Origin of the sequence: Mesorhizobium liriopis (genome assembly GCF_024053505.1) — a bacterium.
Lineage (GTDB): Bacteria > Pseudomonadota > Alphaproteobacteria > Rhizobiales > Rhizobiaceae > Mesorhizobium_B > Mesorhizobium_B liriopis.
On record NZ_JAMXQS010000010.1, the window covers coordinates 129308 to 139990 of the forward strand.

The 10683-nt window shown below is 61.5% G+C and carries 13 protein-coding genes; 6 read left to right on the forward strand and 7 right to left on the reverse strand.

Going from position 1 to position 10683, the window contains the following annotated elements:
• Position 1: 1 nt before the first annotated feature.
• Positions 2 to 418, reverse strand: coding sequence for an RNA polymerase-binding protein DksA (gene dksA, locus NGM99_RS20060; RefSeq protein WP_252822278.1), 417 nt, complete (start codon positions 416 to 418; stop codon positions 2 to 4).
• A gap of 201 nt (positions 419 to 619) precedes the next feature.
• Between dksA and NGM99_RS20065 the strand changes: the two genes are divergently transcribed.
• From NGM99_RS20065 to NGM99_RS20085, 5 genes are all read left to right on the forward strand, one after another.
• A complete protein-coding gene (locus tag NGM99_RS20065; RefSeq protein ID WP_252822279.1) occupies positions 620 to 1114 on the forward strand; it encodes a SixA phosphatase family protein in 495 nt (164 codons plus the stop codon).
• A gap of 65 nt (positions 1115 to 1179) precedes the next feature.
• Positions 1180 to 2634: a YcjX family GTP-binding protein gene (locus tag NGM99_RS20070; protein WP_252822280.1), complete on the forward strand. Its 1455-nt coding sequence runs from the start codon at positions 1180 to 1182 to the stop codon at positions 2632 to 2634.
• Positions 2631 to 3674 carry a YcjF family protein gene (locus NGM99_RS20075; RefSeq protein WP_252822281.1) on the forward strand — a complete coding sequence of 348 codons (1044 nt, stop codon included), beginning with the start codon at positions 2631 to 2633 and terminating at the stop codon, positions 3672 to 3674. The genes NGM99_RS20070 and NGM99_RS20075 overlap by 4 nt, the downstream gene beginning before the upstream one ends.
• Positions 3675 to 3738: 64 nt before the next feature.
• Complete coding sequence (locus NGM99_RS20080; protein WP_252822282.1) at positions 3739 to 4269, forward strand: hypothetical protein; 531 nt, start codon at positions 3739 to 3741, stop codon at positions 4267 to 4269.
• A 93-nt stretch (positions 4270 to 4362) separates the two neighbouring features.
• Positions 4363 to 6201 carry a monovalent cation:proton antiporter-2 (CPA2) family protein gene (locus tag NGM99_RS20085; RefSeq protein WP_252822283.1) on the forward strand — a complete coding sequence of 613 codons (1839 nt, stop codon included), beginning with the start codon at positions 4363 to 4365 and terminating at the stop codon, positions 6199 to 6201.
• Here NGM99_RS20085 and folK read toward each other — a convergent pair.
• From folK to folP, 3 genes are read right to left on the reverse strand one after another with little or no spacing between them, the layout of a single operon-like run.
• Positions 6198 to 6710, reverse strand: a complete 513-nt coding sequence (folK, locus tag NGM99_RS20090) for a 2-amino-4-hydroxy-6-hydroxymethyldihydropteridine diphosphokinase (RefSeq protein WP_289852582.1) — start codon at positions 6708 to 6710, stop codon at positions 6198 to 6200. The genes NGM99_RS20085 and folK overlap by 4 nt on opposite strands.
• Positions 6707 to 7063, reverse strand: a complete 357-nt coding sequence (gene folB / locus NGM99_RS20095) for a dihydroneopterin aldolase (protein WP_252822285.1) — start codon at positions 7061 to 7063, stop codon at positions 6707 to 6709. The genes folK and folB overlap by 4 nt, the downstream gene beginning before the upstream one ends.
• Before the next feature lie 2 nt (positions 7064 to 7065).
• Positions 7066 to 7914 carry a dihydropteroate synthase gene (gene folP, locus NGM99_RS20100; protein ID WP_252822287.1) on the reverse strand — a complete coding sequence of 283 codons (849 nt, stop codon included), beginning with the start codon at positions 7912 to 7914 and terminating at the stop codon, positions 7066 to 7068.
• Between the two features lie 91 nt (positions 7915 to 8005).
• On the opposite strand from folP, the gene NGM99_RS20105 reads away from it, so the two are divergent.
• Positions 8006 to 8620, forward strand: a complete 615-nt coding sequence (locus NGM99_RS20105; RefSeq protein WP_252822289.1) for a DUF922 domain-containing Zn-dependent protease — start codon at positions 8006 to 8008, stop codon at positions 8618 to 8620.
• 2 nt (positions 8621 to 8622) lie between these two features.
• Here NGM99_RS20105 and NGM99_RS20110 read toward each other — a convergent pair whose 3' ends face one another.
• The 3 genes from NGM99_RS20110 to NGM99_RS20120 are packed head-to-tail and all read right to left on the reverse strand — an operon-like array spanning position 8623 to position 10417.
• Positions 8623 to 9648 carry an NAD(P)/FAD-dependent oxidoreductase gene (locus tag NGM99_RS20110; protein ID WP_252822291.1) on the reverse strand — a complete coding sequence of 342 codons (1026 nt, stop codon included), beginning with the start codon at positions 9646 to 9648 and terminating at the stop codon, positions 8623 to 8625.
• Between the two features lie 32 nt (positions 9649 to 9680).
• Entirely contained in the window at positions 9681 to 10001 is a 321-nt protein-coding gene (locus NGM99_RS20115) for a 2Fe-2S iron-sulfur cluster-binding protein (RefSeq protein WP_252822292.1), read from the reverse strand.
• A 56-nt stretch (positions 10002 to 10057) separates the two neighbouring features.
• The gene (locus tag NGM99_RS20120; protein ID WP_252822294.1) at positions 10058 to 10417 is read right to left on the reverse strand and encodes an Hpt domain-containing protein; all 360 of its coding nucleotides are present in this window, start codon (positions 10415 to 10417) and stop codon (positions 10058 to 10060) included.
• Between the last annotated feature and the right edge of the window lie 266 nt (positions 10418 to 10683).

Consider the following 10683-nt stretch of genomic DNA (forward strand, 5'->3'; position numbering starts at 1 on the left):
CTTACTCGTCTCGATAAACCTTCTCGCGGCGCTCGTGGCGCTCCTGCGCCTCGATCGAAAGCGTGGCTATCGGTCGGGCCGAAAGACGCTTCAGCGAGATCGGTTCGCCGGTTTCCTCGCAGAAGCCGTATGTGCCGTCTTCGATACGGAAAAGTGCCGAATCGATCTTGGAGATCAGCTTGCGCTGGCGATCACGGGCGCGCAGCTCGATGGAGCGATCCGTTTCGGACGAGGCTCGATCGGCCAGATCGGGATGGTTGGCATTCTCTTGCGCAAGGCTTTCCAGCGTCTCGCGCGCCTCTCGAAGGATGTCGTTCTTCCAGTCGAGAAGCTTGGCCCGGAAATAGGCCTTCTGCCGCTCATTCATGAACGGCTCGTCGTCGGTAGGAACGTACACGGCGGTTGTTGTTTCGCCCATAACACTAGTCCCCCAAGACCGTTTTGCGCGCCATATACCCGTATGGCGGGCGCTGCACAAGCATGGCGCCGAGATGGGTCACGCAAATGTCAGGCCAGTTCGCAAACTCATGATATTGCAGTGCCACATTGCCACAGTGCGGCTTGCCCGAATCTTGGGTCAAACCACTTGAGCGTTCGTAACCATTTTCGAGACAGGCTGATGACGACGCTCTTTCTTCTCCGCCACGCCAAAGCCGTCAAAGCCAAAGCAGGAATGCGCGATTTTGATCGGCCGCTCGAGGCGCGCGGCAAGGAGGATGCACAGCGCTTGGGCGGCACGATTTTCGAGCGATTCTCACAGCCGGAGCGCGTACTCTGCTCGGCGGCATTGCGAACACGCCAAACGCTCGAAGGTCTCGGCGCGAGTTGGGGGGATAGCGCCGTAGACTATTCCGAAGACCTGTTCGATGCGGATGCCAGAGGCTATCTGGACCTCGTCAAACAATCGGATGCGCCGTCTCTCCTGATCATCGGCCACAATCCTTCCATCTCCGAACTGGCATTCGATCTGGTAGGGGATGGCGATGCCCATGAGCGCGCGAGGATGGCCGGTGGTTTCCCGACCTGCGGACTGGCAGTGCTGGAGAGCGATGGACAATTGAGCGAACTGACGCCGCGCAGCATGGTGCTAACAGCCTATATCACGCCGAAATAGCCGCCGCTGTTTCAAACGTCGTCGCACTTCCCTATATCCCAGCCGCATTCACCGAGGCGGCTTGATTGGCGCGAACCACCAGTTTCACCGATGAAGCGCTGATCGCGCTGGACACGCTCGCAGGCCGAACAAGCGAACTTTTCGCGCCGGCCCTTCGCATCGGCGTGACAGGCCTGTCTCGCGCGGGCAAGACGGTGTTCATTTCCTCGCTCGTCCACAATATCGTCCATAGCGGTCGCCTGCCGGTGTTTGAAGCGGCCCGCTCGGGCCGCATCGCTAAGAGCTTTCTCGAAGAGCAGCCCGACGATGCCGTGCCGCGATTTCAGTACGAAGATCATATCGACTCCCTGGTGAAGACGCGCGTCTGGCCTGATTCTACGCGCGCTATTTCAGAACTTCGGCTGACCATCGAATACGAGTCGGCGTCGGCCTGGAATCGCCTGCTCGGGCGCGGCAAGCTCTCGCTCGACATCGTGGACTATCCCGGCGAGTGGCTTCTCGACCTTCCACTGCTTGGAAAAAGCTATGCCGAATTTTCGCGCGAAGCTTGGGAGCTTGCCGAACTGCCGGTGCGCCAGGATCTATCGGCCGAGTGGCGCGAACGTGCGAAGACTGCCTCGCCTGCCGGGCCTGCGAACGAAATGGACGCTCGCTCGCTTGCCGAGAGCTTCGCCGCGTACCTGCGCGCCTGCAAAGCAGATCGCCGCGCGCTCTCGACCCTGCCACCCGGCCGCTTCCTGATGCCTGGTGATCTGGACGGCTCTCCCGCGCTGACCTTCTCGCCTCTTCCTCCGCCGAACGGCGCGACACCGAAGAGCGGCTCGCTTCATGCGATGATGGAGCGGCGCTACGAGGCCTACAAGACCCACGTGGTGAAGCCGTTCTTCCGCGAGCATATCGCACGTCTCGACCGGCAGATCGTGCTCGTGGACGCGCTTCAAGCGCTTAATGCCGGGCCTGCCGCTCTTGCCGATCTTGAACGCGCGCTGACCGAAATTTTGGCCTGCTTCCGCCCGGGTCGTGGTTCGCTGCTCGGCGACCTCTTCGCGCGGCGCATCGATCGCATTCTGGTTGCCGCCACCAAAGCCGATCATCTGCATCATACAAGCCACGACCGGCTTCAGGCCATTGTGCGACGCCTCACCCAGCGCGCCATCGAGCGCGCGGGCGTGGAAGGTGCGGATGTCGATGTGGTCGCTATGGCCGCGGTGCGCGCAACGCGTGAGGGCACGGCGAGGCAGGGGATCGATACCCTGCCCGTCATCATCGGTACGCCGCTTGAAGGTGAGACCATCGACGGAAAGACCTTCGATGGCCACTCCGAAACCGCGATCTTCCCTGGCGATCTGCCGCGCAATCCGGACGCGGTATTCGAAGCGCGTGCGGACGATCCGATGATCCGTTTCGTACGGTTCAAGCCGCCGAAGCTCGAACGCGGGCCTGACGGCTTGACACTTTCCCTGCCCCATATCCGGCTCGACCGCGCGATCCAGTTCCTCGTGGGAGACCGCCTCGCATGAGCGACCAGCGCCGGCGCCCTGCTTCGTTTTCGGTCGATCCGGTCGAGGTGCCGGTCGAACCCGCGCGACGCCCCAGCGCGTTCGATTTGCGAGACGACAAAGTCGCGCTTGACGAAATCGACGCTTTTGCCCCGACCGAGCTTGAAGAAACTATTCAGCCGGTTGCGCCGCGGAAACGTCGCTCGAAACTCACAAGCATTTTCTTCGGCGCGCTCGGCGTCCTGCTGTCGCTCGCCTTCGGACTGTGGACAGATGCTCTTTTGCGCGATCTCTTCGCGCGGGCCGAATGGCTCGGTTGGGTCGGGGCCGGCGCTGCAGGCATAACGGTGCTGGCTTTGGCCGCCATCTTCCTGCGCGAAGGTTTGGCCCTGCGCCGCCTCGCCTCTGTCGAAGCCATGCGTGAACGCGCGCGGCAGGTGCTTGAGACAAACGATGCCAGCGCGGCACGCAGCCTCGTCGGCGACCTCGAATCGCTGCTTTCTTCCCGCCCTGAAACGGCCTCCGGCCGACGCATTCTCGATGAGTTGCGCGATGACGTGATCGACGGCGACTCGCTGCTCCGGCTGGCTGAGACCGAACTCCTTGGCCCGATCGATACGCGCGCTCAAGCCTTGGTGCTGGAAGCGGCCAAACGTGTTTCGCTCGTCACCGCCGTCAGCCCAAGGGCAGTCTACGATGTGGCTTTCGTTCTCTTCGAAGGCAGCCGGCTGGTGCGGCGGCTCGCGGAACTCTACGGCGGGAGGCCGGGTACGCTCGGCTTCCTTCGCCTTGCCCGGTCGGCCCTCGCACATTTGGCCGTTACCGGCTCGATTGCGGCCGGTGACAGCGTGATCCAGCAACTTGTCGGCCACGGCCTTGCGGCACGGCTCTCGGCGAAACTGGGCGAAGGCGTCATCAACGGCACGATGACCGCGCGCATCGGCATTGCTGCCATGGAAGCCGCACGTCCCCTCCCTTTCACAGCCGTGCCGCGTCCCGGACTTGGCGATTTCGTGAGCGCTTTGGCGCGTGTCGCTGCGCGTTCGCGCACTGAAAAGTAGCGAAGCATTAACCTTGATTGGCGATGGTCGGATCAACCGATCACCTCGCCAGAGGGTATGCCCCATGAAATCTGCCTTGATCCTGGCGCTTGCGCCCTCGCTTCTCTTTGCTTCGGCTTCCTACGCCGCCGACAAGGAAAAGGAGTTTTTTTCCAACGCGCGTGGCAACTGGGTCGGTCCCGGCGAGATCGTCGCTGGCAAATTCAAGGGCACGAAGTTCGTCTGTACCTTCGTCGGCACCACGCCAGACAAGAAAATGGGCCTCACCCTCGACGGCGGCTGCCGTGTCGGCGTGTTCACGCAGAAGATGACCGCAACTGTCGAGAAGGACGGGAAAGCCTCCTACAAGGGCAAGTTCCAGGACGGCGCCAAGGGCGAAGGCCTCGACATCGTTTCAGGTAGCGTCGTCGACAAGACCAAGATGGTGCTCGGCATCAATCGCAACCAGCTCAAGGGCGCGATGCTCGCCAAGATTTCCGATCCGGACAGCATGACCGTGACCGTCTCGGTGCGGGTCGAGAAGGAATTGGTGCCGGTGATCGGCATGAGCCTCAAGCGCGTGGACGAGGTGGCCACCAGTTCGGTCCCTGAGTAAACACCCGCTCGCATTGCGTTTGTCACCTGCGCTTCCCATAGTCTGACCGCGCAGGCCCTTCCGGACTTGCAGGTTGAGTCGGGGGATGAAGTCATGGCGGTCGAGGCAGGCGCGAACAGCGATCTTGTTCAGGTGGTGGCGCTGCTTGCCGCCGGCGTCATCGCGGTTCCGATCTTCAAGAAGCTCGGTCTCGGCTCGGTTCTCGGCTACCTTGCAGCTGGCGTCGTCATCGGTCCGTTCGTTTTCGGCCTTTTTACCGATGCGCAGTCCATCATCCACGTTGCCGAACTCGGCGTGGTGATGTTCCTCTTCATCATTGGTCTCGAAATGCAGCCCTCGCGGCTCTGGAGCCTGCGTCGGCAGATTTTCGGGCTCGGCGTAGCGCAGGTGCTCGTGTGCGGAATCCTGCTGACTTTCGTCGGCGTCGCGGCCGGCTTTCCGGTCGCAGCGTCCTTCATCGCCGGAATGGGGTTCACGCTCTCCTCGACGGCAATCGTCATGCAGCTGCTTGAGGAACGCGGGGAAACGGCGACGCCGGATGGCCAGCGAGCCGTCTCGATCCTTCTCTTGGAAGACTTGGCCATCGTGCCGCTTCTGGCGCTTGTCGCACTACTCGACACGACGGGCGAAGTGACCACGGCCTCCGATCGCTGGCAGGCCGTCGGCATCGCCATCGGCTCGCTCGGCCTGCTCGTGGCTGCGGGTCTATGGCTACTCAATCCACTGTTTCGCCTGCTCGCCGCTGTTCAAGCACGCGAGGTGATGACGGCCGCAGCTCTACTCGTTGTGTTGGGCGCTGCATTGGCAATGCAACTCGGCGGTCTTTCCATGGCAATGGGTGCGTTTCTCGCTGGCGTCCTGCTGTCCGAATCGACCTTCCGCCATCAACTCGAAGCGGACATTGAACCCTTTCGCGGCATCCTGCTTGGCCTGTTCTTTCTGGGGGTCGGCATGTCGCTCGACTTCCGCGTGATCGCTGCGCAGTGGCCACTCATCCTTGGCGCTGTCATCAGCTACATGCTGGTGAAAGGCATCGGCATATACCTCGTGGCTCGCCTCACACATTCAGATAACCGGTCCGCCTTTCATCGCGTCGGGCTTTTCGCGCAGGGTGGCGAGTTTGCGTTCGTGCTGTTCTCCGCAGCGACCGCAGCCCAAATCTTTTCGGTCGAGACCAACGCGGTGATGACCGCGACCGTCATCCTGTCCATGGCGCTGACGCCACTTCTTCTGATTGCCATCGAGCGGATCACCCCAGCGCGCGAGCAGTCGCTGGAAGGTGTTGATGTTGCGGATGGCCTCGATGGAAAAGTGCTCATCATCGGCTTCGGCCGTTTCGGCCAGATCGTCAGCCAGCCACTCCTGCTGCGCGGGGTGGACGTCACCATCATCGACAACGATGTCGAGATGATTCAGGCTGCGTCGAATTTCGGCTTCAAGGTCTATTACGGCGACGGCACGCGGACCGACATGCTTCACGCCGCCGGCGCAGGTAATGCTGAGGCCGTGCTGATCTGCGTGAACGATGGCGACATCGCTCTTCGTATCGCCCGGAACATGCGCGAAGAGTTTCCACTTATTCCCGTCCTCGCGCGCGCCTACGATCGCGGCACGGCCATTCAGTTGATCGGCGAAGGTGTCGAATATCAACTGCGCGAAACATTCGAGTCGGCACTCCTTTTCGGCCGCGCCACGTTGGACGAGCTGGACATCCCGGAAGAGGAAGCCGACGAGATCATCGAAGAAGTTCGGCGCCGCGACACGGCCCGGTTAGAAGCGCAGATCGCAGGCGGCCTGCAGGCCGGCCGTGGCTTCATGAAGGGCAATATGCCCGTGCCGACGCCGCTCACCCAACCGCGTCACAAGGGTCGCGCGATGAATGCGGAAACGGCCGACAAGCTCAGGCCCACAGAGCAGGCCGCATCGAGCTAGACGTCAGTCAGCCACCAGTCGTTGTCACCGGGCTCGCGCTTGATGCCGCTGGTGTCGAGGCGCTCGATCCAAGCGCCGATCGGCTTGTCTGCTACGGTCAGCTGTGGCGCGATTTCCTGAAGGGGTACGAGCACGAATGCGCGCTCGACCATGCGCGGATGCGGTACTTCGAGCCCTTCTTCCTTCAGCACGGCACCGCCGAACAAAAGAATATCGAGATCGATGAGGCGCGGTCCCCACCTCTCGCCACGCTCACGTTTGAGCGCTTTTTCGGTGTCGAGGCAGAGATCGAGAAAGGCACGCGGGCTGAGCACGGTATCGACCGCCGCAGCGGCATTGAGAAAATCCGGTTGGTCGATTTTCCCCCAAGGTGGCGTGCGATAGCAGGCTGAGACCGCGACAACTTTGCAGCGCTCGTTCGCATCGAGCGCCCGCAACGCCTTCGCCATAGCCCCACGTGGATCGCCGAGATTGCCGCCGAGGCTCAAGTAAACGCGCGAAAGGCTCAAGGCAGCGTCACGCTCACTTCGGCATGGTCGAGAATTCCAGCTATCGGCACGGACGGCTTGCGGATCGTGATGGTCACCGCCTTCGTCGCCGGGAATTGCGAGAGGACCTGTCCGCCGACCGCGTAGGCGAGCGCTTCGATAAGATCGAATCGCTCGTTGGTGACGATCTTTTCGATCAGGTCGAAAACGTGCCCGTAGTGGACCGTATCTTCCACCTTGTCGCTTTCGAGTGCCATGGGCGCATCGACGTGAAGCTCGGCATCGACAAAGAATCGCTGCCCCAGCGAAGCCTCCTCCTTCAGCACGCCATGGCGCGCATGAAAGGCACAATTCTTGAGCCGGATCACATACATGCTCAAAGATCCTGACTCTCAATATGAGCGCCCCGCGCAGCATCCGCGATCAGCAACGCGTCACGCGAGGCTCTGACGTTGTGAACGCGGAAGATGTCGGCACCTTGCAAACGCAGGAGAGCGTTGGCCGCAGCGGTGGCAACATCGCGCGCCTCAGGTTCGCGCCCGGTCAGCGTACCGAGAAAGCGCTTGCGCGAAACACCGACGAGAAGCGGATAGCCGAGGTTAAGGATCTCGCGCGTGCGCGACATGAGAGCGATGTTTTCGTCTGCCGTCTCTTTGGCAAATCCGAAGCCGGGATCGAGTATGATCTGCTCTCGGTGAACACCGTAAGATTCCGCTTTCTCAAGCGCTTCCCTCAGAAACTGAAACTGGTCTTCGATGACATCCGGCAGCTTGTGGCGTCCCCGTCCGGTATGCATGATGACGAGCCCCGCGCCGGTCTCCGATGCAACACGCGCGATGCCCGGTTCGCGGCTCAAGCCCCAGACATCGTTGACCACATGCGCGCCAGCCTGCACCGCGAGCCGTGCGGTCTCCTCGCGATAAGTATCGACCGAGATGAGAATGTCGGTCGAAGCCAGCGCTTCGACAACCGGCAGAACGCGTCGTTGTTCTTCATCCGCCGTCACCGCTTCGGCGCCAGGCCGCGTGGATTCGCCGCCCACATCGATGATGGCCGCTCCCTCATCAGCCATGCGGCGCGCTTGGTCCACGGCAGCGTCGACCGCAGCAAACCTCCCGCCATCCGAAAAGCTGTCGGGCGTAACGTTCAGGATGCCCATGATCACCGACGCATCTCCCAAGTCGAGATGCCGGCCATGCGCAAGATGCCAGCGGCGAACGGACATTGTTGGGGACACGGGCTCGTTATGCGGCGCTTTCGCCGCGCAATGCGTTAGGGTGCGCGAGCGCCTAGCTCAAGGTGCGGCAGGAGGCAACATGCTGAAACCCATTCTGATCGGCGCTCTATTGATGATGGGCGGCACCGGCAGCTCTCTGGCCGCAAGCGTCTCCAAGACCTACAGCTATTTTTCTGTCGGCGGTTCGACCCTGTCCGAAATCGAACGCGAGCTCGATCGTCGCGGACCCCAGATCGCAGCGACCGGCAAGCGCCATCCGGGCGCGACCACGCTGGAGTTCACCTCGAAGCTCACCTTCGCCCGCGAGAATGGCTCCTGCCGCATCGCGAATGCCGACATATCGGTGAAGGCCTCGGTCAAGCTGCCACGCTGGAAACGACCCAATCGAGCGGATCAGGGAACGCGTCTCATCTGGGATACGCTCGCCTCGGACATCAAGCGGCATGAGGAAAGCCATATCGGCATCGCCAAAAATCATGCCCGGCAGTTGGAAGCCTCACTGGAACGGCTTGGACAATTCCCCTCCTGCCGCGCCGCACAGGCAAGCGCGCAGGCCGTCAGCACGAGGGCGCTCGCCCAGCACGACGCCGATCAGGCGCGGTTCGACCGGATCGAGGGACGCAACTTCGAGGACCGGATCATCACCCTGCTGAAATACCGCCTACAGCGCATGGAAGCGGCAAACGGGAAATAGGCTCAAGCGACTCCCAGCTTCTTTTGCAGGTTCGTCGACGAGGTTGTGTACTGGAACACGACCCGCTCACCGGGGCTGACGATCCGCTTGGCGGCCTGCGCCATCAGCGCCGCCTCATGGAAGCCTGACAGGATGAGCTTGAGCTTGCCCGGATACCAATTGATGTCGCCGATGGCGAAGATCCCAGGCCGCGTCGTCTCGAACTTCTCGGTATCGACCACGACCAGATTGTCCTTGAGCTCGAGCCCCCAATCCGAGATCGGGCCGAGCTTCATGGTCAGTCCGAAGAACGGAAGCAGCCGAGTACAAGGCACCTCCACCTCGCCGTTCGGCCCCTTCACGGTCGCCGATTGCAGCTTTCCGCCGTCGCCTTTGAGCGCCGTTACCTGACCGACCTCAAAATCGAGCTTTTTCATCTCCTGCAACGCGTACATCTTGTTCACGCTGTCGGGCGCCGCGCGGAACTCGGGCCGCCGATGAACGAGCGTCAACGAACGCGCGAGCGGCTGGAGGTTGAGCGTCCAATCGAGCGCGGAATCGCCGCCACCGACGATCAGCACATCCTCGCCGCGGAACGCTTCCATCCGTCGAACCGAATAAAACACGCTCTCATTCTCGAAGGCTTCGATGCCGGGAATGGGTGGGCGCTTCGGCTGAAAAGAACCGCCGCCCGCTGCGATCACGACGACCTTGGCCTCAATCACCTCTTGATCATCGGTCGAGAGCCGGAAACGGCCATCCTCGAGCTGCTCGATGCCGGCGATCATGCGGTTGAAGCTATAAGTCGGCTTGAACGGCTCGATCTGTTCCAGCAGCTTGTCCACCAGATCCTGCGCGAGGATCGAAGGCCAAGCCGGAATATCGTAGATCGGTTTTTCCGGGTAAAGCTCGGTGCACTGTCCGCCTGGCCGATCCAGAATATCGACGAGATGGCATTTCATGTCGAATAGACCGAGCTCGAAAACGGCAAAGAGGCCGACCGGCCCTGCGCCGATGATGACAACATCGGTCTCGATCACATCCGACATAAAAGAGTGCTGCCTTTCACAGAGAGAGAATTTCAGCCTTGGCGCTCGGGGACGCTGACAGTCAACCCGTCGAGTTCTGGGCGCACCTTGATTTGGCAGGAAAGACGCGAATTCGGCCGAACGTCATAGGCGAAGTCGAGCATGTCCTCTTCCATCGCCTCAGGCTCGCCGACCACATCGGTCCATGCCTCATCCACATAGACATGGCAGGTGGCGCAGGCGCAGGCACCGCCGCATTCGGCATCGATGCCTGGCACGTCGTTCCGGATGGCATTTTCCATTACCGTCGAGCCGTCAGACGCATCCACATCGAACCGCGTGCCGTCGAAGGCGATGTAAGTAAGCTTGGTCATGAAATCCTGCCTGGCTGCCTCCATCCGAGATAAAGGGGCCGCGGATGGTGTCAACGCTACGAGAGGTCGCGCAGCCTTGCGCGTGCCGCGCCATCGGCCTCAAAGATGGCGGCTACCAACTTGGCGCGATCGGGCTCGCTTTCGGCGTTCTCGTAGCGCTCGGCAAGCTCTGCCAAACCCCATGCCCCGACAGCACGCGCGCTGCCCTTGATCGTGTGCGCCAGCTCACCCGGCAGCGACTCGTTCGGCTCGGCCAACCGCTTTCCAAACAGTTCGGCCTGCTGGATGAAGGCGGTCAGCACTTCTGCTTCCAGCGCCCGATCATCGAAAGTTTGCCGGGCGAGATGATCGAGATCGAGCACCCTGCCCGCAGCCCCTTGATTTTGCTTGCTGCTGTCCGGTTGTCCACCGCTCATCCCCTGAATCCTTCGTTAACACAGCGCTTTAAACTAGCGCTTCCCCATGCATCCGGGCTTAATGGCACGCAGTTTATACGGTTCCACGAGGGATCGGCCCGATCAGGGGAACACCGCGCCTGCCGTTAACTTTATCTTAAAGTTTTAGGCTTCGGGCGCTTTTGCGTGTTTCCTTTGCTTAACGGCGCCTTTACCCTGTGGGATAGTGCATGAGTAGCCTTCCTCATCCGCCGGCGACCCCCGCGCCGGGCTTTTGGATAGGGCGA

What these genes read in the sequence shown, in the direction of transcription:
- dksA (WP_252822278.1), bottom strand. Translation starts at nt 418, where the DNA reads ATGGGCGAAACAACAACCGCCGTGTACGTTCCTACCGACGACGAGCCG.
- NGM99_RS20065 (WP_252822279.1), top strand. Translation starts at nt 620, where the DNA reads ATGACGACGCTCTTTCTTCTCCGCCACGCCAAAGCCGTCAAAGCCAAA.
- NGM99_RS20075 (WP_252822281.1), top strand. Translation starts at nt 2,631, where the DNA reads ATGAGCGACCAGCGCCGGCGCCCTGCTTCGTTTTCGGTCGATCCGGTC.
- NGM99_RS20080 (WP_252822282.1), top strand. Translation starts at nt 3,739, where the DNA reads ATGAAATCTGCCTTGATCCTGGCGCTTGCGCCCTCGCTTCTCTTTGCT.
- NGM99_RS20085 (WP_252822283.1), top strand. Translation starts at nt 4,363, where the DNA reads ATGGCGGTCGAGGCAGGCGCGAACAGCGATCTTGTTCAGGTGGTGGCG.
- folB (WP_252822285.1), bottom strand. Translation starts at nt 7,063, where the DNA reads ATGTATGTGATCCGGCTCAAGAATTGTGCCTTTCATGCGCGCCATGGC.
- folP (WP_252822287.1), bottom strand. Translation starts at nt 7,914, where the DNA reads ATGTCCGTTCGCCGCTGGCATCTTGCGCATGGCCGGCATCTCGACTTG.
- NGM99_RS20105 (WP_252822289.1), top strand. Translation starts at nt 8,006, where the DNA reads ATGCTGAAACCCATTCTGATCGGCGCTCTATTGATGATGGGCGGCACC.
- NGM99_RS20110 (WP_252822291.1), bottom strand. Translation starts at nt 9,648, where the DNA reads ATGTCGGATGTGATCGAGACCGATGTTGTCATCATCGGCGCAGGGCCG.
- NGM99_RS20115 (WP_252822292.1), bottom strand. Translation starts at nt 10,001, where the DNA reads ATGACCAAGCTTACTTACATCGCCTTCGACGGCACGCGGTTCGATGTG.
- NGM99_RS20120 (WP_252822294.1), bottom strand. Translation starts at nt 10,417, where the DNA reads ATGAGCGGTGGACAACCGGACAGCAGCAAGCAAAATCAAGGGGCTGCG.